Source organism: Mycobacterium sp. 29Ha, from assembly GCF_032883055.1.
GTDB lineage: Bacteria > Actinomycetota > Actinomycetes > Mycobacteriales > Mycobacteriaceae > Mycobacterium > Mycobacterium gallinarum.
On record NZ_JAMQTI010000012.1, the window covers coordinates 1 to 23,489 of the forward strand.

At 62.3% G+C, this 23,489-nt stretch carries 19 protein-coding genes; 16 read left to right on the plus strand and 3 right to left on the minus strand.

Features of this window, described 5'->3' with window-relative positions; genetic code table 11:
- Nucleotides 1–259: 259 nt before the first annotated feature.
- The 6 genes from M1248_RS16735 (at nt 260) to M1248_RS16760 (ending at nt 4,450) form a co-directional block, all read left to right on the plus strand.
- Nucleotides 260–1,657 carry a Rieske 2Fe-2S domain-containing protein gene (locus M1248_RS16735; RefSeq protein WP_317149111.1) on the plus strand — a complete coding sequence of 466 codons (1,398 nt, stop codon included), beginning with the start codon at nt 260–262 and terminating at the stop codon, nt 1,655–1,657.
- A 64-nt stretch (nt 1,658–1,721) separates the two neighbouring features.
- Nucleotides 1,722–2,240 (plus strand): aromatic-ring-hydroxylating dioxygenase subunit beta, encoded by a 519-nt coding sequence (locus tag M1248_RS16740; protein ID WP_014211496.1) that lies wholly within the window; start codon nt 1,722–1,724, stop codon nt 2,238–2,240.
- A 47-nt stretch (nt 2,241–2,287) separates the two neighbouring features.
- Nucleotides 2,288–2,506, plus strand: coding sequence for a hypothetical protein (locus M1248_RS16745; protein ID WP_014211497.1), 219 nt, complete (start codon nt 2,288–2,290; stop codon nt 2,504–2,506).
- A 147-nt stretch (nt 2,507–2,653) separates the two neighbouring features.
- The gene (locus M1248_RS16750; protein ID WP_317149112.1) at nt 2,654–2,857 is read left to right on the plus strand and encodes a ferredoxin; all 204 of its coding nucleotides are present in this window, start codon (nt 2,654–2,656) and stop codon (nt 2,855–2,857) included.
- 80 nt (nt 2,858–2,937) lie between these two features.
- On the plus strand, nt 2,938–3,198 hold the full coding sequence (locus M1248_RS16755) for a hypothetical protein (RefSeq protein ID WP_014211499.1): 261 nt from the start codon (nt 2,938–2,940) through the stop codon (nt 3,196–3,198).
- A gap of 250 nt (nt 3,199–3,448) precedes the next feature.
- Nucleotides 3,449–4,450, plus strand: a complete 1,002-nt coding sequence (locus tag M1248_RS16760) for an AraC family transcriptional regulator (protein WP_317149113.1) — start codon at nt 3,449–3,451, stop codon at nt 4,448–4,450.
- 37 nt (nt 4,451–4,487) lie between these two features.
- Here M1248_RS16760 and M1248_RS16765 read toward each other — a convergent pair whose 3' ends face one another.
- Both M1248_RS16765 and M1248_RS16770 read right to left on the minus strand, forming a co-directional pair.
- Nucleotides 4,488–5,492: a 2-dehydropantoate 2-reductase gene (locus tag M1248_RS16765; RefSeq protein WP_317149114.1), complete on the minus strand. Its 1,005-nt coding sequence runs from the start codon at nt 5,490–5,492 to the stop codon at nt 4,488–4,490.
- The gene (locus M1248_RS16770) at nt 5,492–6,469 is read right to left on the minus strand and encodes a dihydrodipicolinate synthase family protein (protein ID WP_317149115.1); all 978 of its coding nucleotides are present in this window, start codon (nt 6,467–6,469) and stop codon (nt 5,492–5,494) included. The genes M1248_RS16765 and M1248_RS16770 overlap by 1 nt, the downstream gene beginning before the upstream one ends.
- 343 nt (nt 6,470–6,812) lie before the next feature.
- On the opposite strand from M1248_RS16770, the gene M1248_RS16775 reads away from it, so the two are divergent.
- The 5 genes from M1248_RS16775 (at nt 6,813) to M1248_RS16795 (ending at nt 9,924) form a co-directional block, all read left to right on the plus strand.
- Nucleotides 6,813–7,124: a hypothetical protein gene (locus M1248_RS16775; RefSeq protein WP_317149116.1), complete on the plus strand. Its 312-nt coding sequence runs from the start codon at nt 6,813–6,815 to the stop codon at nt 7,122–7,124.
- 4 nt (nt 7,125–7,128) lie between these two features.
- Nucleotides 7,129–7,701 carry a CAP domain-containing protein gene (locus M1248_RS16780; RefSeq protein WP_410506679.1) on the plus strand — a complete coding sequence of 191 codons (573 nt, stop codon included), beginning with the start codon at nt 7,129–7,131 and terminating at the stop codon, nt 7,699–7,701.
- 402 nt (nt 7,702–8,103) lie between these two features.
- On the plus strand, nt 8,104–8,586 hold the full coding sequence (locus M1248_RS16785) for a cupin domain-containing protein (RefSeq protein ID WP_317149117.1): 483 nt from the start codon (nt 8,104–8,106) through the stop codon (nt 8,584–8,586).
- Between the two features lie 584 nt (nt 8,587–9,170).
- Nucleotides 9,171–9,515 (plus strand): hypothetical protein, encoded by a 345-nt coding sequence (locus M1248_RS16790; RefSeq protein ID WP_317149213.1) that lies wholly within the window; start codon nt 9,171–9,173, stop codon nt 9,513–9,515.
- Complete coding sequence (locus M1248_RS16795) at nt 9,502–9,924, plus strand: MarR family winged helix-turn-helix transcriptional regulator (RefSeq protein ID WP_163724529.1); 423 nt, start codon at nt 9,502–9,504, stop codon at nt 9,922–9,924. Before M1248_RS16790 ends, M1248_RS16795 begins: the two co-directional genes overlap by 14 nt.
- A gap of 819 nt (nt 9,925–10,743) precedes the next feature.
- On the opposite strand, the gene M1248_RS16800 is transcribed toward M1248_RS16795, so the two are convergent.
- Nucleotides 10,744–11,619, minus strand: coding sequence for a hypothetical protein (locus tag M1248_RS16800; RefSeq protein WP_317149118.1), 876 nt, complete (start codon nt 11,617–11,619; stop codon nt 10,744–10,746).
- 72 nt (nt 11,620–11,691) lie between these two features.
- On the opposite strand from M1248_RS16800, the gene M1248_RS16805 reads away from it, so the two are divergent.
- The 5 genes from M1248_RS16805 to M1248_RS16825 all read left to right on the plus strand — a co-directional run bounded on the left by M1248_RS16805 (nt 11,692) and on the right by M1248_RS16825 (nt 23,489).
- Nucleotides 11,692–14,226 (plus strand): ABC transporter, encoded by a 2,535-nt coding sequence (locus tag M1248_RS16805; RefSeq protein ID WP_410506680.1) that lies wholly within the window; start codon nt 11,692–11,694, stop codon nt 14,224–14,226.
- A gap of 272 nt (nt 14,227–14,498) precedes the next feature.
- A complete protein-coding gene (locus M1248_RS16810) occupies nt 14,499–16,268 on the plus strand; it encodes an NAD(P)/FAD-dependent oxidoreductase (RefSeq protein WP_317149120.1) in 1,770 nt (589 codons plus the stop codon).
- 2 nt (nt 16,269–16,270) lie between these two features.
- On the plus strand, nt 16,271–21,796 hold the full coding sequence (locus tag M1248_RS16815) for a type I polyketide synthase (protein ID WP_317149121.1): 5,526 nt from the start codon (nt 16,271–16,273) through the stop codon (nt 21,794–21,796).
- Nucleotides 21,793–22,632 carry an ABC transporter ATP-binding protein gene (locus M1248_RS16820; RefSeq protein ID WP_317149122.1) on the plus strand — a complete coding sequence of 280 codons (840 nt, stop codon included), beginning with the start codon at nt 21,793–21,795 and terminating at the stop codon, nt 22,630–22,632. The genes M1248_RS16815 and M1248_RS16820 overlap by 4 nt, the downstream gene beginning before the upstream one ends.
- On the plus strand, nt 22,632–23,489 hold the full coding sequence (locus M1248_RS16825; protein WP_163724543.1) for an ABC transporter permease: 858 nt from the start codon (nt 22,632–22,634) through the stop codon (nt 23,487–23,489). The genes M1248_RS16820 and M1248_RS16825 overlap by 1 nt, the downstream gene beginning before the upstream one ends.

Here is a 23,489-nt window from a genome sequence, read left to right on the forward strand (position 1 = left end):
ACCAGATGGTCGCCCAAACACCACCAGGAGCACTCGAAGCCGCAACAACATGAACACCGTATTCAGAAAACCATCTGTCAAAGCTCAATCACCAGCGCACGGAAAGGGGAGCTCGATGAATCATCACCATCGGGTAGACCCCAGGATCGGCTATGCGAACCGAAAGCGGTTTGAATTGGATTATCAATAGCAATCTTTTTCGGATTCGAGTTAAAACAGAGATTTTTATCCAGCCAGCCCAAGAAACGTAGGAGATGACATGTCCATTGTCGGAGATAAGAACGACATCCAGCAGCTGATCGCAGCGGGTCAAGAAAGCCTTGCAAAGGGTCGTCTGCCCGCTGGATTGGTCGCCAACGCGGAAGTTCACAAGCTCGAAGCGCAGCGAGTTTTCGGGACGTGCTGGCAATTCCTGGCCCACGAGACGGAGGTACCCGAGGCAGGCGATTACGTGGTGCGATATCTAGGCGGCGGTTCAATCATCGTTGTCCGCGGCGAGGACGGCGAAGTGCGCGCGATGGCTAATTCGTGTCGGCACCGCGGGACACAACTGTGCCGTACGGAGATGGGCAATACCTCCCACTTCCGCTGCCCGTATCACGGCTGGACCTACCGCAACACCGGAACTCTGGCCGGCGTGCCGGCGCAAAAAGAGGTCTACGGGGTCGAGATGGACAAAAACGAGTGGAGTTTGACCCAGGTTCCGCGCCTCGAGAACTATGGCGGATTGATCTTCGGTTGCCTAGACGAGAAGGCAGCACCTCTCGTCGACTACCTGGGCGATATGGCGTGGTATCTGGACCTCATCACGAAGAAGACCCAGGGTGGACTGGAGGTGCGTGGCGAGCCGCAGCGTTGGATAATCGACTCCAACTGGAAGCTCGGCGCAGACAACTTCGTCGGGGACGCCTACCACACGTTGATGACGCACCGATCGGCGGTGGAACTCGGTCTTGCTCCGCCCGATCCAAAATTTGCATCGCAACCGGCCCATATCAGTCTCTCCAACGGTCACGGCCTCGGCGTCCTCGGGGTGCCACCCGGCCAACCGATGCCGCCCTTTATGAACTATCCACGAGAGGTCGTCGACGGGCTCGCCGAGGCTTATGGCGACCAGGATCACGCAGACATGCTGCAAGGTACGGCCTTCATTCACGGCACGATCTTTCCGAACCTCTCATTCCTCAACGTCCTCATCGGTAAGGACAACAAGTCAATGCCGGTGCCGATGTTGACGTTTCGGCTGTGGCGGCCACTGTCACACGACGCGATGGAAGTTTGGTCGTGGTTCCTCGTCGAGAAGGACGCCGACGAAGAGTTCAAACAGCAGTCGTATGAAACCTACGTGCGAACCTTCGGCATTTCCGGGGTGTTCGAACAGGACGACGCCGAGACCTGGCGCTCCATCACTGCGGGAACGCAAGGCCTTCTCGCAGGCAGCCAGATGCTCAACTTCGAAATGGGCATGGGTGTGCTGACGAGCGACGACACTTGGAAGGGGCCCGGTCGTCCCCTGTCCAGCGGGTACGCGGAGCGTAACCAACGCGAATTCTGGGGTCGCCTGCTGGAGTTACTCACCGACACGGGCGACGACGCCAGCGAAACTGGGCCCCAACTGCGCGCGCAGCCTCTGACCGGTGCGGACGAGGTCGCCTGATGACGCATCGGGTATCTGCTGGTCGCGCAATCGAGTTCAAGCGAGTCATAAAGGATGGTGTTCCATGGTAGCGACGGTCGAACAACAGATTCTTCTCCGCAGTGAGATGGAGAACTTTCTGTTCCAAGAGGCGGAACTGTTAAACGACGGCCGGTTTCACGATTGGCTGGAACTGTGTGCCGAAGATATCCGGTACATCATCCCGGTGCGCATGAGCAGAGAACGCGCCAACGGCGACGGAAATTCGACGACAATGACCCACTGGGACGACGACTACGCAGGCTTGCAGCTGCGGGTGCTACGTCTGGACACCGAATACGCCTGGGCAGAAGATCCGCCCTCACGGATCCGACACCACGTGTCGAATGTGCGGGTACAGCCCGGGACAGGGACGGACGAATACGATGTCCGCTCCAATCTCCTCGTGTTCCGAAATAGGGGGGACAGCCCGCAGCACGACCTCATCTCTGCGGAGCGCCACGATGTCATCCGCCGCAGTGAGATGGGCCTGCGGTTAGCGAGCCGACGGGTAGTGCTTGATCACGCCGTTGTCGGCACCCACAACCTGGCTAACTTCTTTTAACGGGTGACGTTGAGGTTGCATCACTTAACGCCTAGGAAGGTGCAGTCGTGACAGGCGATGCCAGCACGGAAACGACCATCGCGAACGAGTTCGCGTTCGTCACTGTCGACAAAATCTATACCCGCAACGGAGAGCGGTTGGAGATCGCCAGTCCCCGCCTTGGGTTCCGTATTCAGCTCGACCCACTGGAACTTGAGAGTCTGTCGTGGCAAACCAAGGAGAGCCTTTCTCGGTTTCTTCAAGACCCCTACGGTCCCCGCGATTGAGGTGGCGCCAGAACGCAGTAGCGGATCGTTTCTGGTTCACCCATTCACAGATGGTCGGCAGGACGTCTGCAAGACAACTGCAGGCGCCTCGGCCTGGGACCGCTTGAGCCATGTCGGTGAGGGGCGCACTTAGTGAGGAGTGGACAAATGGTCCATGCGGAAGTCGATCCACGTCGGTGCTGCGGCTACCGTTTGTGCGTGGACGTCGCGCCAGACGTCTTCGCGATCAACGCCGCTGGGAAGGCGGAAACATTGGTGGGCGACATTCCGGTTGGTCTAGTAGTCGCGGCCCGTGCGGCATCGCACGAATGCCCGTCGGCGGCGATCACCATACGCGATGCCGACCGCTAGCAATAACGCCGCTAACGGCTCACATCAGAAGAAGGCCGATAGCTCCTCGACGACGTGATGGGATTGTTTGAGGTTGAGCTATGAGAACGGCTGTCGTCTATCGTCGGCTTGCAACAGCCGCAAAAGATGACTTCGCAAAGGACAACTACAACGCGCCTGATGAAGTGCAATTCGAGCTATGCGTTTTCTCTGATGGCCGTGTCGCGCAGCGCTGGATGGTGGGCGCTGGCTCTTGCGTTTGGTGGGATGACCTAGACCATCTGTATAAGGTGCACATCTACGCGCACCCTGATTACGGAACCAAGGTTGTCTGGTCCGACGGCGAGGTCGAGGAGCTATGAAACCTGATGCCATTACGACGCCTCACGTCCAACCTGGTGCCGGTCATGATCACCGCAGCCACACCGCCGGGTGTCCGCTCCAAACCTCTCTGCTTAACAGAGCCCTCTTCTACTAGAATGGTTTCGTGCATGCGGTCCGTGACGCACGACCCTGAGTCGGGGGGCCAGACCTTCGGCGTTGGTGTTCGGCGGAGCGACAGACTCTGTCGGCGAGCTGCGTTTTCCGCAGCGAGAAAGTGAGGTGTTGCCAATGGCGGCGACGGCGAAGATCGCGGAATCGTACTTTAGCCGACGGGAGACCGTATGCACTGAACAGTTGAGCGCGGCCGAGCACCTCGCTTCGGAAATTTTCACGCCGCACCGTCTCCGCTTCTCCGGGCGCGGCCAGCGGTTGAATGCCCGGCTCAGCGCCGCCCGCATCGGTGCTGTGACCATCGGTTATCTGCGGTACGGTGCAGATGTCGAACTCGTCAATTCGACTGCGCTCGATGATTACCACATTAACGTTCCCCTCACGAGCCACGCCGATTCGTGGTGCGGCTCAGCCACTGCTCAAGCGACGCCCACGCAGGCGGCGGTTTTCCTCCCAGGCCGTCCTGCTGGCATCAAGTGGGCCGCCGACTGTGGCCAGCTATGCGTGAAGTTCAGCCGCGCGGATCTGGAACTCGAACTCGAAGGCTTGCTTGGAAGACCTGCGATTAGACCGTTGAATATCACGCATAGCATGAACCTGACGGCGGACAGCAGCCGGGCCTGGCTTGCGCTGCTATCGATACTGTACCGAGAGGTCTCTCGCCCTGAGAGCATCGTGCAACATGCGATGACCGGGCGACATTTCGAACACTTGCTTATGCATGGGTTTCTACTCGCCCAACCCCATTACCAGGCCATGGCGCTCGCCGCCGCCGACCAACAAGCGGCGCCGCCGCCCAAAGTGCTGAGGACAGCACTCGACTTGATTGAGGAGCATCCCGAACGGAGTTGGACGACAACCGATCTTGCGCGCGAGGTTGGTATCGGTGTTCGCGCTCTTCAAGAGAGCTTCAGGCGGCACGTCGGGGTTCCCCCGCTCACGTATCTGCGCGAAGTCCGGCTAATCCGTGCGCACGCAGAACTGGCGGCGTCGTCCGAGGGTGCCGTCACTGTTGCCCGCGTAGCGATGAAGTGGGGCTTTGGTCATTTGGGTCGCTTCAGCGCGGACTATCGGCGCAAGTTCGGCGTCACTCCCCAACATACTTTGCGCGCGAGCTGAATTCGCCTTGGCGCAGCGCCATCGAACGGCGTCAGCGCTAGGCCAGGAATCCGTCGACGGTCTTAATGATCTGGTAGGCGACTCGCAGCGTGGGCACATCCATGGCCAGTTCTTCAGCGGCGGCGACGTAAGGACCCAGCATGAAATCGACCTCTGTCTTACGTCCTCGCACGACATCCTCGTACATCGAGGGGTGGCCTGTGTTTCCCTTCTCGCGCATTACTTTGCCCTGTCCGATGACAAACTTGATCGCCTCGTCCGTCGGAAGGGCGTCGAGTTCCTTGAGGCGGGATAGAGGCGCAAAGAAGTTCATCGGCTCATAGCCCTTCGCGCGGTAGACCGCGAGAAGGTCCTTCGCAAGCGCGACGAAGTACATCGCTCCCTCAGGCACCTCCATGCCCTCGAAGACCGAGGCGCCAGGGATTGCGCCCAGCGCGGTGACCGACCACGCGGCCGCCAGCGCGATCTGAGCGAGCTTTTCCCACTCGACCTGCTCAATGTTGCCCACCGCCATTGCAGGAAGGCCGGCGTTAGTGAAGGCAGCCGTCAGGTCGTCGACGCGCGCACTGCATGAGCCGTCAAGTTCCCCAAAGTAAGCGGTCACCTCAGCTGTTAGGTGATTGCGTACGAGGCCCGGTTCGAGCAAGGTGCCGCCCTCGATCGTGGAGGCTCCGATCACCCGGTCCGGCCCAAGCCACCCGGCGAGAGTCGCATCTTTCTCGACGGTGTTCTGCACCGACAACGCGCTGCTCACGACATCGCGCAGCCCGTCAGCCTCTGCCAACGCCTGCGCCGTATCTTTGCCTTTCACCGCCAACACTAGGTAATCGAAGTGTCCAGTGGCCTTGGCGGTCTGGTCGACCGCTGTCAAGTTGTCGGTGATCACCAGGTCGCCCCGACGGCCCGTGATTCGGAGGCCGTCGCGGGTGATCGCCTCGGTGTGCGCCGGCCTACCGACCAGGGTGACATCCACGCCAGTGTTCGCCAAATAGCCGCCCAGGACCGAACCGAGCCCGCCCGCGCCGAGGATCAAGACGCGCATCAAATGGCCTCCGCGGCCGTCAGTTTCTCCTGCAGAACTTCGCGCTCCGGAGCAGACAGCCGGGCTTTGACGGGCGGCCGTACCGGGCCGGCACGAAGCCCCAACAGCTCGAACCACGCCTTCAGATAAGGCATCGCCGCGACGTAGGAACCCGTTGCCGCGATGCGGCCGATGAGCACCTCTTCGTACACCTGGCGGATTGCGTCCAGCTTCGCCGACACAGGCAGTGCCCCCGCCAGTTCACCAGCGAAGGCAAGGTCGGTGTAGTGGTGCAGTTCCTGCCGCCGTTTCCCGTACAGGATCAGGGAGAGCTCCCCATAAAGCACCCGACCCCCGAAGAGCGCAGCATCATGCGCCCAATAGCGCTCATTCGGCTCGCTGATGACAAGGCGGTCCCCGAAGCGGCGGCGTAATGCGATGCTGTCGGTCCAACTCAAAGTGCCATTCTTGATCCCGATGACGTTGGAGTGCTCGGCGATGCGAGCGACGGCGTCGTGGGTGTACACGAAACTGGATACCGGCGTCCGGTAGAGCACTAGCGCCAGCCCGGTGGCAGGCGCCACGAAGTCGAAGTAGTCTACGACGTCGCCGTCCGTCTTGAGCTGAACTGATGGGTTCATTATCTCGGCGCCGGTGAAGCCCAGAGACGCCACGAAGCGTAATCTTTCGACCGCCTGGTACGCCGACGAGTCCAGAATGATCGTAAACAAGGGAAGGCGGCCGGCGGTGGCGTCAGCGACTACCTCGTGGTAGCGCTGCCATTCGGCCAGTGTCATGTTCCATCCCTCAGCGAAAAAGCCGCCTACGACGAGGCCAGTGCAACCCATCTCCACAAACGCGTCGATGTTCTGCCGCAGACCGTCCTCGTCCAGCTCGAAATCGTCGGTGAGGGGCGTGACAGGACACATATAGAAGCCTCGAAGGTTCTCGGTGGCCCACGCCCTAGCATCGGATCCGAGCGGTGTCGTGATGGTCATCTTGTATGCGCTTCCTTCGGCGGTAGTTCGGCAGTTTGAGGGTTTGAGGCGGACCGACTCGCCTACTCCTCCGCTTAATGTTCGAAACTGACGGAGGGCGTTGGCTCTCTGCCGAACATTGCCGGGGAGAACCGTGGACGTCTATCCCGTAAGCGCTGCGGAGACTCCGATTCGCGCCCAACCTGTAGCACTTCGACCTTGTTGGAGATGCACCGATTCGTTGCAAATCAGCGAGTCGACAGTGGTTCTGCGCGTCGAAACATGCCTGCCAATTTCGGGTCCCCTTCCGCTGAGTGAAATTCATCGGTTCGCCAGTCTCGAAGTCGTCGGTACCGTAGGCGCCGTGACTGCGTTGATCGACAGCAATCCCGACGGCGCCCTGGCGAGTCAGCAGGCGATCAGCGCGGAGATCGCGATCAAGTCCGGTCGCCGGCGTGATTGGGATCAGCACGTCACATCGATTTCAGTTTTGGTTCGTGTGACACCAAATTCTCAGTGGCACCCCTTGCGCATCGATCGAAGAGCCGTGGCGAGCTTGATCCTCGCTGCGCCGTCGGCCGCTGCTGGTGGGATCCCGTCCATTTTCGATCAGTGGGACGAGGCTGCGGCCGGCCCGCCGACAGACTGCCACACTGATGAAATTGCTTACGAGTAACTCGATGCACGAAAAGCGCCCTTGCCGTGACAAATTCGACGCTTCGGTACCCACTCCACGCAGGGTGAAGACGGTCAAAGACGGATCGGCGTTCGGTCTCCTGCCCCGTTTGACACTAGGTATCGTTGCAGTACTTGGCGTGCAAGCACTACCGATACCGCCCGCCGCGCACGGCGACAACAAGCGACTCAATGACGGCGTGGTAGCCAATGTCTACACCATTCAACGCCAGGCGGGCTGCCCGAACGACATCATCATTAGTCCGACCCTCCAGCTCGCTGCCCAGTGGCACGCTCGCGATGCGCTGGCCAACCGCAACGTCGACGGCGACATTGGATCGGATGGTTCCACGCCCCAGGTGCGGGCGGAAGCCGCGGGATTCAGCGGCGTGGTGTCTGAAACCGTTGCGATAAATCCAGCACTCGCGTTGAGCGGCATCGAGCTGATCAACCAGTGGTATTACGACCCGGTCGATTTTGCGGTCATGTCTGACTGTGCAAACACCCGGATCGGGGTGTGGTCAGAGAATTCCATCGACCGCACAGTTGTAGTTGCGGTGTACGGCAAGCCCCAATGAGTCAAGAAGCAAGTCAGCGCCCAGACTATGCGGACTGCTCAACGCTTCCTGACAAGCTCCGCAAAGTGGTTCCCAGTGCATGACGCCGCGAGGCCGCGAAGCGCACCTTCACTCCGATGGCGGCATCTATGTCCCTAAGCAGGGTCATTTCATACGAGGCTCGCCGTCGGCAATTGCGACGGGCGATAACGCACTCAGCAGAACCAGAGCTGATCCAGCCAAACCTCAAGCCGCGCCGACGAATGCTGACGGGTGCATCCCCCCTGCAATGACATTTACACGTTTCTGTGGTTATCGAACGACGAATCCCATTGGCACCGCATTGTTCCACCGGGTGTCATCTTTTCCAGCAACCAACAATTCTGTGGACTCAACGAAGAAATACACGAAGGAGCCCGTTCAATGACGCTATCCCGTGACGAGATAGATGAATTCTCGAAGAGTATGGCACGAGCAGCAGGCCGCGACAGCCAGCACGTGGGGGAGGAGCACCTGGTCGTTAGCTCCGACGACGCGCACTGGATCGAGACTGGAAGCCCATCTCAGATTGGGCTGCTCCTACGAATACCTGCTCGCTCGGTAGAGTTTTTTCTGCAGAAGATTCCCGGGGGCGAGGGCAGTGACCTTCATCGACACGTACATGAGTCGGTTCACTTCGTGCGATATGGCTCGGGTTGGTCGGAGGTTGGCGATCAACGCGTCCGGTGGAGCGCGGGCGACTTCGTGTATACGCCGCCGTGGATCTGGCATCGCCACTATGCCGACGAGGGGCCTGACGTGGAGATGATCGTCATCGAGAATTCCCGCCTGCTGGCTGCGCTGGACGCCACTCAGAGGGAAAGCATGGGCAACACTAGCTTCGCCGACGCCTTCGGCGAGAAGTAGCGACTGGGTCCTCAGCGGATCGGAGCTGCGCACATCCGCTCTGCGCCGACCTCGCCGGGCGAGGGAGCAAACCCCCAAAACCTCGGCTCCGTCTCGTCACGGCTGCGCCAGCCATGGTGAAGAACGGTCTGGTGTTTCATTTCGCCTTTCGAGGAGCGGATTTCGACGAGGAGATAATGGTGGCGAGGGTCGCTTCAAGGAGGGCAGGTGATCCGCGTGGCAGCTTCGCGGTTCGCTGGCACCAAATGGGAGCGATTGGTCTCGTCCGGTGGAGCCCGCGTGGCAGCCCAGTCGTGTCAGGCGATCAATGAATTGTTTGCCGCGGCCGAATCTTGGTGTGGCGCATAAGTTGAACCACAGCGAGGTCGCCGTGGCCACGGTCAATCTTGATATAAGTTTGCCTAATATTACCTGAACAAGAAATTCATGTGCCTGAACTATCTTGCCTCCGCACGGTGGCGGTTGGCCTAGCCTGTCACTGTGTGCCAAATCGCAGATGCTGATGTCTTCTCGCTTGGTCGGCGCGTGACACCGAGCGGCTCGAGGCGGCGTTGCAGCTGCTGAAAGAGCGGGAGTACGGCGAGGTGACGGTCGACGCCATTGCCGCCATCGCCCGTGCCAGCAAGGCCGTTCTCTACCCGCGCTGGACCACCACGGCAGCGCTGGTCTTGGCGGCAAGAACGGTAACCGTTGATCACGTCGCGGACTCAATCGACACCGGAACGCTACGGAGCGATCTGCTGGCTTTGAACGCACAGGAATGCAAGCACACCCCCGTCGAACGTTGCCACGGGATATGCGGTCTCTCTGCTACCGGGTTATGTAGTCTTCCGCTCAATCGTCTTCGGCTGGCCAACTCACGACCGCACCGTTCAGATTCCCGACGACGTAGTCGTCCCCACCCTGACCTGATCCGTGGAACGGGTTGAAACCCAGCCGCTGGGCTACCTTCTGCACCGCTTAACTTCGGCGCTGCGTAGCGAGGTGACGGTCACGGTGCTCACGCCACTGGGTTTGTCCTTCCCGCAGTACCTATGCATGCGCTTGTTGTCGCAATCGCCCAGCATGTCCAATGCGCAGTTGGCGCGCGGTATCAACGTGTCCCCACAAGCTATGAACAGGGTGGTGCGGGGATTGCAGAAGCGCAGCTTAGTGGTGCGGGCCGCAGTAGTGCCGTCTGGGCGATCACAGCCCATCGAGTTATCGTTCGAGGGCGCCGAGCTGCTCAAGCGCACCAATTCCGGTGTGCGCGCGGCCGAACGGCGTGTTCTCGCCGAGTTCGGCGAACAGGACCGGCGTGACTTGCTGAAGCTACTCGCTACGCTGGGACATGGGTGACGACCCTGAACTGTCTACCCACCTGCACGAGCTCTTTACCGTGGAGCGGTGCTGGGCCGACCTTCTCGCGCCCAATGCACCGCCGGAGGATCCGCTCACCCCGGTAGGTTCCTTTGCCTCCCGCCGGCGCCAATTTTCTGCCGTATTCGGAATCGGAATGAGTGTGCTCACCGCACTGATGAAACCCACAAGGCGTACCGCCAAATCTTGGCCGCCGAGCGAGGGCCTTGGCGATGTGGACGGCCACCGTGCAACTCGAGACACCGTGGGTTACGCCGCCGACCGCGGGAGACTTGTCTGACAAGCTGTGTGAGTACCGTCGAAGAGGGTTCCACCATCTTTCAATGACATTGAAGGCATTCAGAAGACGCCAGTGGAGGCCACCGCGATACTCGTGCGGTAATCCGTTCAACATCCTCCGCGTGGTGGGCACAACGGTGGCGAAAGCCACCATGCGGGCCGGTGGAGACGCATGGCCGAAGAGCTATGCCAGTTCGCATCGAGCAGGTCAGGGCGACCTTAAATGGGCTGCGCTCGTGTTGATGCCATCAACACCTGGCCCGTTTTCCCAGGTCATCTCGCGCGCTTTCATGTCGTGTCGCGTACCTGATTCGGCATTCTTGCAGTTCAACAGGATTTTTGGAGCGGGTTCGATTCCCGGCAGCTCCACAAGAGAAGAAGCAGGTCAGGGACAAATCTCTGACCTGCTTTTCTTTTGGCCGACGACTCAATCAACATCGATGGTTGGCGCTGGGTGTCTGGCATCCCCAACTCCGGCCGACGCCAAAAGGACGGCCGACGCTGCCCAGGAGATACCGTTCACTCTGCGGATGATTGGTCGGCCTTATCGAATCTCTGTTGCTGCCGGACCCCGTAGGCCGCCTCGCGCACGACATCGTCGTCCTCAAGGCCAGATCCGAGCGCACCACCCAACGTTGCGACCGCTGCCACCAGCCACGCCAAGCGCAGATAGTCGGCGGCTCCAACGGGATGACCAAGATTTTGCTCGAGCATTTGAGGGGGCAGCGTCCATAGAGCGGTCAGGAACAGGAGCACGAACGAAGTGGCGTGCAGCACGCCCACGCCGATCGTCAACGTGATCACTGTTGAGGTGTTGTACATCGCCGCGCGCTCACGTTGGGACGGCGTATCGGGGCGCTCCCACAACTTGTGGTTGATCACCAACCAGGCGACCATCGCTGCGGTCGCGAGGACCGTGGTCGCGCTCAAACGCCACGGACCCATCGTGGCCGACAGCTGCCAGATGGTGGGATAGGCCAAACTGACGGCTCCGCTGGCGAATGTCGCCATCATGACGCGCGACATGCCGGCCGCGAGGCGCCATGGACGGTTGGCATACACCATGCCCGAGAGCAGTCGCAGTCGCGCGAACGCCTGTGGGGCGGCGTACCGAACATGCCCATGGTGTTCGGTGCGCGTCAAACTCGTGACATCGTCTGGGGGCTCGGTGGCGTGCGGCTCAACTTCGGCCACGATCGACTCGATGACGGCTTGCACCCGCCGGCTCACGAAGAGCCCACCGATGCCCGGCATTGAGATGAGCCCGAATCGGTCCTCAGGGCTGATGTCGGCGATTACTGGGCGAGTGCCGTCTCTGCGCGGCAGATCAGTGAGATAGACGACGACGTCCTGGCCGTGCCCGGCTGGGTCTACCCAGTCGATCACGGTGGCCATCTGGCGGCCGTCGTATCCACGTCATGCTTGCGTCGCCGCAGCTCGGGTACCCGTCCGAGCAGGATGACCAAAATGCCCGACGGAAGCGCGGATGACATCGACCCTTGTGTGCGCGTTTATGGGGCGCGGGTCCATAACCTGCGGGGTGTCGACGTCGTAGCGCCGCGTGATGCGCTGGTCGCGTTCACGGGGATCTCCGGATCCGGCAAATCGTCGTTGGCTTTCGGGACCATCTATGCCGAGGCGCAGCGCCGTTACTTCGAATCGGTTGCTCCGTACGCGCGTCGCCTGCTGTTGCCAACCGGCGCGCCAAAGGTAGATGACATCACCGGCCTACCGCCCGCCGTCGCGTTGCAGCAGCGCCGAGGTTCGGCGACATCGCGGTCGACGGTCGGCACCGTCACCACCCTGTCGAACCTGCTGAGGATGCTCTTCTCTCGCGCGGGAACCTACCCGCCGGGTGCTACGGAACGACTGGACTCCGACGCGTTCTCCCCGAACACCGCGGTCGGGGCGTGCCCCGAGTGCCACGGGCTGGGACGAATCCACCGGGTGACCGAAGAGACACTGGTGCCAGACCCGTCGCTGACCATTCGCGAAGGAGCCGTCGCCGCATGGCCGGGGGCCTGGCAGGGGCAGAACCTGCGCGACATTTTGATCACGCTTGGCTACGACATCGACAAGCCGTGGCGGAAACTTCCTAAACGGCAACGCAATTGGATCCTGTTCACCGATGAGCAGCCAACAGTCGAAATCGATCCGGGCGAGCACCCCGTGCAAGCGGATTATTATTACAACGGCACGTTTTCCAGCGCCGAACGCCATGTCCGCCACACGCTGGCCAACTCCCATAGCGCGATGATGCGTCGCCGCGTACTGCAATTCGTCGACAGCGTCGAGTGCCCACCGTGCGGCGGGTCCGGTCTACGTGCGGAGGCGCTGAAGGTGACGTTCGCCGGGCGGACCATCGCCGACTATGTTGCGATGCCGTTGACCGACCTGGCTGACACGTTGCGCCCGACGGCTTCTCGGACCGATACCGCCGCCGCTTACGAGTCGACAAATTCTGGTGAGCTGACGGAAGTGGCGACCATGATCACCGCCGATCTTGTCGCGCGCCTGCAGATACTCATAGACCTCGGCCTCGGCTATCTCTCGCTGAGTCGCCGCACCCCGACGGTGTCACCCGGCGAGCTCCAGCGGTTGCGGCTGGCCACTCAACTGCGTGCCGGCTTGTTCGGCGTGCTCTATGTGCTCGACGAGCCGTCGGCTGGACTGCACCCCGCGGACGCCGAACCGCTGCTCGATGTGCTGGACCGCCTGCGGCGCGCGGGCAACTCCTTATTCGTGGTCGAGCACGACATGGACGTCGCTCGCCGTGCCGATTGGATCGTCGACGTCGGCCCTGGGGCGGGGGAGCTCGGCGGGGACGTGCTCTACAGCGGGCCGGTGCCGGGCCTCGCCGACATTGAGCAGTCGGTCACCCGTAGGTACCTATTCGAGGGTGCCAGCTCGCCGTCTCATCAACCCCGCACACAGTCCGGGCGGCTTCGGCTGCGTGGGATTTGCTTTCACAATTTGAAAGACCTAGACGTGGACCTGCCGCTTGGTGTGTACACGGCGGTCACCGGTGTGTCCGGTTCAGGCAAGTCGACGCTTGTCGTCAAGGTCCTCGGTGACGTCGTGAACAGCCATCTCGGCATGGGACGCGCCGCCGAGCCGGCCGACTCCGAAGACGAAGCTGACACCGAGATTGACGATCTGGACCACGACGCGAGCGTCGGTGTTACGGCAGCGGGGGTCGAGGAGATCAAACGGCTGGTGTCGGTCGACCAGCGCCCGATCGGACGCACGCCGCGCTCGACGCTGGCGACCTACACCGGTTTGTTCGATGCCGTGCGACGCGAGTTCGCCGCTACCCCGAAGGCGCGTCGTCGCGGTTGGACCGCGGGCAGGTTTTCCTTCAACGTGGCCGACGGTCGCTGCCCGACCTGTCAGGGTGAGGGGTTCGTGTCGGTCGAATTGTTGTTCCTCCCAGGTACATACGCGACATGCCCGGCGTGTCATGGTGCGCGCTACTCCGACGAAACACTTCAGGTTCGGTATCGCGATAAGACGATCGCCGACGTGCTCGCGATGACCGTCGATGAGGCGGCGGAGTTCCTCGCCGACGTCGCCAACGCAGCGCGGAGCCTGACCACGCTTCGCGAGGTCGGATTGGGATATCTCCGTCTCGGACAGCCCGCGACCGAGCTGTCCGGTGGCGAGGCGCAGCGGATCAAGCTCGCCTCCGAGCTGCAGCGGCCCCGGCGAGGGCACACCCTCTACGTCCTCGACGAACCGACCACCGGGCTGCACCCCGCCGACGTGGATTTGCTCGATGCTCAACTGCATCGCCTTGTCGACGCGGGCAATACCGTGGTGGTGGCCGAACACGATATGCGCATGGTTGCAGGCGCCGACTGGGTGATCGACCTGGGACCGGGCGCCGGCGGCAACGGCGGTCGGGTTGTTGCGGCGGGCCCGCCCAACAAGGTGGCACGCGCGAAAAACAGCCGTACGGCGCCCTATCTGGCAAAGCGATTGGCGCAGTCGCCTGCTCGATGAGGAAGTGTGCTCATTGATGAATCACTCGCGGCGTTCATCGTCGCGTCCAGGCCGCTGAGGTGACCCTTCGTTATCCCCGAACGGGCGTGTCAGAAATCGGTAATCACTTTTGCGGTGCCCTCCCGCCCGGTTTGTGATTCGCTCGAGGCGGGAAGCCTGCATCGATTATGCATCGAAGGCGGGCCGCGGATACCTGCTGAGTTCAGGGTGCCAGTCCGCCGTGCCGGTCCACCGATCGGTCCTTCGGCGGCACGAGTCGAGAGGAGTAGCGCGTGGACGTCCGGACACAGCTATCGCAGATGAGTCCGCAGGCGCGCGAAGCGCTCGCGCTGCGAATCAAGTCGCGCCTCTCGCAGGGCGGCGATCGGGCAGCGGATCACGACATCGGCATCATCGGGGGAGGCGTGGCGGCGCTGACGTTGGCCCTCGAGATACGGCGGGTTCGTCCGACGACGCGAATCACGGTCATCGAGCCGCACGCTCATCCGGTGCCAGAGATCACCCACACGGTCGGCGAGTCCACGGTCGAGGTCTCCGCGCACTATCTGCGCGACCGGCTGGGACTGGGCGACCACTTGCAGTCCGCTCAGCTGCGCAAGATGGGGCTTCGGATGTTCTTCTCGAACGAGCTCAACACCGACATCGCGCAGCGGGTCGAACTCGGCAGTTCGTCTTTCGTCCCCCAGGTGACCTATCAGCTCGATCGCGGCAGGCTGGAGAACGAGCTCGCGCGGCGATGCCACTCGGAGGGCGTCGACATCGTCCGTGGCCGGGTGCGTTCAGTCGATTTCGGACAACACGACGGCCCGCACACGATCACGGTCCAGAACGGCGACACCGTCACGCACATGACGGCGCGGTGGGTGGTTGACGCGTCGGGCCGGAACCGGGCACTGTCTCGCCAGCTGGATCTCAAGCGTGCCAATGAACATCACTGCAATGCAGTGTGGTTCCGGGTCGCAGCGGAAATAGACATCGGGCGATGGAGCGATGACTCGTCCTGGCAGGCACGCCTGCACGAGGGTGACCGCGCGATGTCCACCAATCACCTGATGGGCGAAGGGTATTGGGTGTGGCTCATCCGATTGGCATCTGGTGCTACCAGCGTGGGTATCGTGGCCGACCCGGCGTTCCACGCGTTTGACGACTTCAACACCTTGGCCAAGGCGAAAGCATGGCTTCGCGCACACGAGCCGCAGTGCGCTGACGTGCTAGCGGAACTCGATGACCTGATCATGGACTTCCGGGTCATGAAGAAATACAGCCACGGCGCGACCAAAGTGTTCGACGGGCGCAACCGGTGGTGCCTCACCGGCGACGCCGGAGTTTTCCTTGACCCGTTGTACTCATCCGGATTGGATCTCGTCGCGATCGGAAACGGGCTGATCACCGACATGGTCACTCGTGATCTCGACGGTGAAGACGTCGTCGGGCGCTCGCAGATCAGCGATTCGCTGTATCGGTCACTAACCGAAATGTGGCTTGCCGTGTACCAGGATCAGTACACCTTGATGGGGTCGGCGCCCGTCATGTCCTCGAAAATCATCTGGGACGTCGCGTTCTACTGGGGATTCGTCGGTCTTCTCTACGTGAACGACCGCTTCGTGCGGGTGTCCGATGAACCTGATTTCGTTCCACATCTCGAGGGACTCATCGCGCTGAGTAACCGCGTTCAACGGTTCTTCCGGGAATGGGCTGCAGTCGAGGGCGGCACCTCATCGGTGGCGTTCCTCGATCTGTATTCGCCTTTGAACTTCATGGGGGTGCTGCACACCGCGATGATGGGAAAGGCAACGAACTTCAACGAGCAGTTCGAATCCAATGCCCTGCTCTTGCGTCAGCTGGCAGGTCAGCTCGTCGAGACGGTCATCGCCGACAAGTCTTCGATGTTCGGTGACGACGACGTCATGCGGCAAGTGCAGGAATGGCAACGGGATTCGTTACTGCGCGAGCTGCGGTCCGTCTACCGACACGAGCAGGCAACGAACCCCGTGAGCGCCGACTGGATTGTCGCCACCTCGCCGGCACTTCAATCGAGCTGATCATGTTGACTGAGAACAACGCCCGCGAGCCCTTGGCGATTGTCGGAATCGGTTGCCGTTTTCCGGGCGGAGGCGAGTCAGCCGAGGGCTTCTGGAACCTGCTGTGCAACGAGACCGACGCCACCCGCGACGTACCCGAGACGCGCTGGCATGCCGCTCGGTATCACGATCCGAACCCGGCCAAGGTCGGCAAGATCGCCACACGCCGCGGCGGATTCCTGGATGAGATCGATCAATTCGACCCGCAGTTCTTCGGAATGTCACCCCGAGAGGCACATTCGCTCGATCCGCAGCAGCGCCTCCTGCTGCACGCCACCTGGGAGGCACTGGAGGACGGGGGGCTTGCCATCGACAGGCTGGCGGGCACCGACGTCGGTGTCTTCGTCGGCGGATTCACCCTCGACTATCAGCTGCTGCAGAACCAGGGTCGCACCAGCCGGTACCGATTCAAGGCTCATTCAGCCACCGGAATGATGATGACGATGCTGGCGAACCGCATCTCTCATGCGTTCGACTTTCGCGGACCGAGCATGGCGATCGACACGGCATGCTCCAGCTCGCTGGTTGCCGTACACCTTGCCGCACAGAGTATCTGGAACCATGAGTGCGAGATCGCGCTCGCCGGCGGCGTGAACATCATGGTCGGCCCCAACACCGCCATCGCGGAATCGAAGAGCGGGTTCCTCAGCCCGGAGGGACGCTCGAAGGCGTTCGACGACTCCGCGGACGGATACGCGCGCGGGGAGGGGGGAGCGGTCGTCGTCATCAAGCCGCTCCGGCAGGCGCTCGACGACGGTGACGACATCTACGCGCAGATACTCGGCACCGCGGTGTCGCAGGACGGCCACACCGACGGCATCACGGTGCCCCGCGAGGAAGCGCAAGAGGCAGCGATCAGGACGGCTCTCAAACGCGCAGGCGTCCAGGCGGCCGAGGTGGGATACGTAGAAGCACACGGCACCGGCACACCGGTCGGCGATCCAATCGAGATGCGGGCGCTGGCTAGCGCGCTGACGTCCGATCGACCGTCCACCAATCCACTGCTCATCGGATCGGTCAAAACCAACATCGGCCACCTCGAGGCAGGCGCCGGGGTCGCCGGTCTGATCAAGGCGGCATTGGTCGCCAAACATGGCTACATTCCCGCCAACCTCCATTTGCGCACCCCCACCCGCCACGTCTCGCTCGCGGACCTCAAGATCGACATACCTCGAACGGGGCGGCCGTTCCCGAACGGTGAACGACGCATCGTGGGGGTCAACTCCTTTGGGTTCGGCGGCACCAACGCGCACGTGGTGCTCGCCGAACCGCCGACCGCGGTGACCGCCCCGGGCCGGGAAGACTCCGCGGCTCTGCCGCTCGCCGTTCTGCCGATCTCGGCGCGCAGCGAGGACGCGCTCGTCGCAACCGCCGGGCGATTGGCCGGACATCTGGCCGCCCATCCGGAAGTCACGTTGACAGATCTCGGGTACACACTCGGCCAGAGACGTGTCCACCTCAACCACCGTCACGTCGTGGTCGCCGACAGCATCAGCGATGTGCGCGAACAACTTCAAGCCATCGCCGACGGCGGGCAGATCTCGACGGGTCGCGTCGGAAACCCCGTGCCCCGATTGGCGTTCGTCTGCACCGGCATGGGCCCCCAGTGGTGGAAAATGTGCGGGGGACTGCTCGACGTCTTCCCGGTGTTCACCGAGAGCATCGAGCGCAGCGACAAAGAGCTGTCGCGATATACCGACTGGTCGCTCCTGGACGAACTCCGACGCGACGAGGCGCGGTCCCGCATGGCGGAAACGGACGTGTCTCAGCCCGCGAACTTCGCCATCCAGATCGCCCTGGCCGAGCAGCTTGCTCACTTCGGAATCACCCCGGATGCCGTAATCGGGCACAGCGCAGGCGAAGTGGCCGCACATCATCTCGCCGGTCTGCTCACCTTCGAGCAGGCGGTTCACGTCATCTACCACCGCAGCCGTCTGCAGCAACGCACCAGTGGGCAAGGACGGATGCTGGCGGTCGGCCTCGACGCCGAATCACTCATGAAAGCGGTCGACGAGAGAGCGCTCAACGAGTTCGGCCGGCGGGTCTCAGTGGCCGCGATCAACAGCCCGTCTGCGGTGACCATCGCTGGAGACGGCGACGTCCTCGACGACGTTGCACGGCAGTTGGACGAGGCGGGAGTGTTCAACCGGCGGCTGGCCGTCAAAGTGCCCTACCACACCCACTACATGGACGCAGTGAAGGACGATCTCTTCAGCGCCTTCGAGAGTTTGTCATCGAAAGCCGCCACGCTTCCGCTGTACTCCACGGTCACCGGCGAGCTTCTGGACGGCTACGACGCCGGTGCTGCGTACTGGTGGCAGAACACTCGCGCCACCGTTCTGTTCGAGCCGGCGCTCCGTCGAATGCTCGACGACGGCTACACCCAGTTCGTCGAACTGGGTCCACATCCCGTATTGGCGGCATCAATATTCGAAACTGCTGGTGCGCAGAGGGTTTCGGTGATGGCCTCCCAGCGGCGCGATCATGACGACAGCCGAACCCTGCTGAACTGTGTCGGTGCTCTGCACTGCCATGGGCACGACGTCGCGTGGGACGCCGTGCACCCGGGCGGACGGGGGAGGCTGCTCAAGCTGCCCTCGTACCCATGGCAGACCAAGCGGTACTGGGACGAGACGCAGGAAGCGGTGGAGTCGCTCTTCTACAACCCGGTGCATCCGCTTCTCGGACAGCCGGTCAGCGGCGTCCATCCGACGTGGGAAGCCGAGATCAGCGCTGTCCTCAACCCATTCCTCGCTGACCATCGAATTCAGAAGAGCATCGTCGTGCCGGGGGCTGTGTACATCGAAATGGCGCTCGCCGCCGCCGAGGCAACCTACGGGTCGATTCACAGCGTGGACAACCTCGTGCTCCACCGCGCCGTCCTCCTCGACGACACGTGCGATCCCATCCTCCGGACGACGCTCAACCAGGACAGCGGCACCCTGGAATTCGCGGCATTCACCGCCACGGCCGACGGCGACCTCAAGTGGACGGTCACCGCCACCGCAGAACTCAACATGCTTTCGGCGGTACCCAGTCGCCGCCAGACGCCGGAGAGCGGCGAGCCGGTCACCCGGATCAGCGCCGACGACTTCTACGCGCGCACCGAGGCCATAGGTTTCGAATACGGCGAGGCCTTTCGATCCGTGCAGGGCGTGACAGCCGGCGAGGACTGGGCGGCTGCCGAACTCGCGATTCCCGCGCCTATCTCCGACGAACTCGCCGACTACCGTTTTCATCCCGCGCTCATCGACGGTGCCTTCCAAACACTCTTCGGAGCACCGTTTCTCGGGCAACAGGAGAACGACGAGCCATACCTTCCGACCCGTATCAGGCGCTGCTCCATATACGGGCGGCCCGACGCGCACATGACGGCTCACGTCGACGTCGTGTCGGCAACCGGCGAGGCCGTCGAGTGCGACATCACGATCACCGATCAACTGGGCAACACGCTCGCCGTCATCGACGGTTTCGTTGTGCAATCGCTGAGCGCCTCGTCCCGGATGTCACCCGCTCACATCGACAAGGGCCTGTACGAACTGCATTGGGGCCCAACGCCCGACCAGCCCGGTGAGGACACGGCGTCCGTCGGGTCATGGCTCATCCTCCTCGACGATTGCGGTATCGGCGCAGCCATGACCGAAGAGCTACGCCGTCGCGGCCATCGGGTACACACGGTCGCTCGCCAATCCGTCGAGACGCTCACCGACACCGAGGGCGGATACGTGGTGAACCCTTGCCGCCCCGACCACATGTCGGAGTTGGTCACCACTCACCTCCGCCGAGAAAAGGATCTCGCGGGCGTCATCGACTGCTGGCCCCTTGACATGTCCGACGCCTCCACCGACACGAACCTTCACGTGGGCGCATTCACGGCCCTCCGGCTTGTCAAAGCGCTTGCGGAGCACGGCACCAACAAGCCACGCCTCCATCTGATCACCGCCAATGCGCAACCGGCGGCGCCGTCGGAGTCCACGCAACCCGACCAGGCCACCATCTGGGGTCTCGGCCGAGTCATCGGCCACCAGGAGTTCGCCGAACACTGGGGTGGCCTGATCGACATCGACAAGGCAGACGACCGCACTCAAACCGCCACACGCATCTGTGACCACGTTCTCGACAGCGAATCCGAGGACCAGATCGCGCTCCGCGGAGACGCCACCCTCGTCCCGCGCCTGCGCCCATGCAGCAACCTGACCAAACCCTTTCCCACCAAACTCACCCCAGACGCGACGTACGTTGTCACCGGCGGAGCGGGAGCACTCGGTCGTGTGGTGGCCACCTACCTGGCCGAACGGGGAGCGCGGCACATCACCTTGTTGGGCCGCACTCCGATTCCGCCGAGGGACCAGTGGTCGACGCTCACCGACGACGATCCTCACTTCGCCACCGTCACCGCGATCCGGGCTGTCGAACGTCTCGGCGCCCAGATCACCACCGCCAGTGTCGATATCACCGACTCCGATCAGATGGCAGCGTGGCTGCGCAGCCATGTCGGAGATGGCGGCCGGCCGATCCGCGGCATCGTCCACGCGGCGGGATCGGTGGCAGACCAACTCCTGATCAACATGAGCGAATCCGACTTCGCAAAGGTGCTGGCGCCGAAAACGATCGGTGCTCGCGTGTTACACGACGCGTTCAAGAACCACGATCTGGAATTCTTCATCATGTTCGGTTCTGCGGGATCAACCATCGCTGCGCCGGGCCAGGGCAACTACGCCGCCGCCAACGCCTACCTCGATGCCTTCGCGCATTATCGGCGGGCACAGGGGCTTCCAGCCATCACCATCGGGTGGGGGCCGTGGTCGGTGGGGATGGTCGAAGATCTCAAGCTGGAGAAGGTCTACGCCCAGCGTGGCATCGAGCTGATCACACCCGCCGTGGGGAAACGAATCCTGGACCGTTTGGTCAATCAGCAGGTGCCCAGTGTCGTCGCCATCACCGCCGACTGGAATCGAGCCCGGCACAACGGACTTGGCGGTCCACTCCCCGCCATGTTCGCTGAACTCGAAGCGACAGAAGCCTCAGCGCACGAAGTCGGTTCGGAATCTTCGATACTCGACATCCTCGCGGTCACCGCGGAAGCCGACAGACGACCCGTGGTCACGGAGCACGTTCAGCGTGTCGTCGCCGCCGTCTTTGATTGCGCCATGATCGACATCGCGCCCGACGACATGCTCGATGACATCGGCCTGGACTCCATGATGGCGATGGATTTCAGGGTGAGGATCAATTCCATGTTCTCCATCGATCTGCCCGTGCTGGAGATACTTCAGGGTGTCAGCGTGAACTCGTTGTCCGAGCGCATACTCGGCGAGCTGAATTCGATTCACGGTGAGCCCGCGACCACCGACGAGCCGCCAGAACAGGTTGTCGCTGACGACTTGGACCACCTGATGGGTGAACTGTCGGACGCCGAGATGCGTGAGCTACTCGCTGAACTCGATGCGTCGACCGCAGAGCCGAATTCCGGCGGAACGTTCTCATGACCGCCACCGCGGTGCATGTGCGCGGATTGTCCAAGGCCTACGGGCGATCGCCAGCAGTTCAGAACCTCGATCTGGACGTTGGCTACGGCGAGATCTTCGCCATCCTCGGACCGAACGGGGCGGGAAAATCGACGACGATCGAGATCCTGGAGGGCAATCGGAAGCGTGACGCCGGGCAGGTGCTGGTGTTGGGTGAAGATCCGGGCACTGCGGGCCGAAGCTGGCGCGCGAAGATCGGCATCGTCCTCCAAGAGGCCAGCGACGCCGGAATGCTCACCGTGCACGAGACCGTGCAGATGTTCACCAACTGCTATGGCACCGCCCGGGCCCCAGCGGAAGTCCTCGACCTTGTCGGGCTCTCCTCATCTGCGGGGAACAGGGTCAGGACACTGTCCGGCGGACAACGCCGCCGACTCGACGTCGCTCTCGGCATCGTCGGGACGCCGGAACTGCTATTCCTCGACGAACCGACGACCGGCTTCGATCCCGAAGCCAGACGGCAGTTTTGGGATCTCATCAGGTTCTTGGCCGCTGACGGTACGACGATCCTGCTCACCACTCACTACCTGGAAGAAGCGGCCGCGCTGGCAGATCGCGTCGCTGTGATAGCTGACGGCAGGGTGGTGGCAGTGGACTCGCCGATGAAGTTGGTCGAGCACGTCGACTCGGCCGCCACCGTCACGTGGATGGAGGGAGACGAGATTCGCGTGGAGCGCACAGACTTTCCGACCGACTTCATCAGACAGCGAAGCCGAGAGGGTGCGGAACTAGCTCGATTGACCGTCACCCGGCCATCACTCGAAGATGCCTACCTGCACCTGATCGGCCGACCGTGATGTCCGTCCAACACACGGTGCTGACGCCGCAGCCTCGCCACCGCGCCGACCGCTCGCGCTCGCCGATCCCGTCCGCGGTGCGTATCGGATTATCGCGAGTCGTCCCCGAACTCAAGATGTTCTACCGCCGGCCCGAACAGGTGGTGCTGACGTTCTCGATGCCCGCGGCGATCTGTCTGCTGCTCGGGTCGATCTTCACGGCTAAACCGCCCAACAGCCCGGTCAGCACCGGTGCCGTGATCGCGGCGAGCATGCTCGCCTACGGAATACTGTCGACGTCGTTCATCAACTTGGGCATCAGCGTCGCCGCCGACCGCGATACCGGCGCGTTGAAACGGCTTCGTGGAACCCCGGCGACGGCATCGTCGTACTTCATCGGCAAGATCATGCTCGTCGCCATTGTCAGCGTGGCCGAGGCCGTGATCCTGCTGCTGGTAGGGATTTTCGTCTTCGGTCTCCAGCTGCCCTCCGATATTGTCGGCTGGTTCACCCTGCTGTGGGTCTTCGCGCTGGGCGTCGTGAGCTGTTCGCTGCTGGGCGTTTTCATCAGCAACTTCGCAAGCAACGCCGTGTCGGCGGCCGTGCTCACCAACGGACCGGCGGTGGGGCTGCAGTTCGTGTCGGGCACCTACGTGCCGCTGATGGTGTTACCGCCGTGGATGTTGATCGTCGGATCGATCTTCCCCGTCAAGTGGATGGCCCAAGGGTTCCGGTCGGTTCTCCTACCGGAACAGATGGTCGCGTTCGAGCCAGCCGGTAGCTGGGAGCACGGTCGGATATTTCTCGTCCTGTCAGCGTGGAGCATCGTCGGATTGTTGGCGTGCCTCCTCGTGTTCCGATGGTCGGATAGGCGCTGA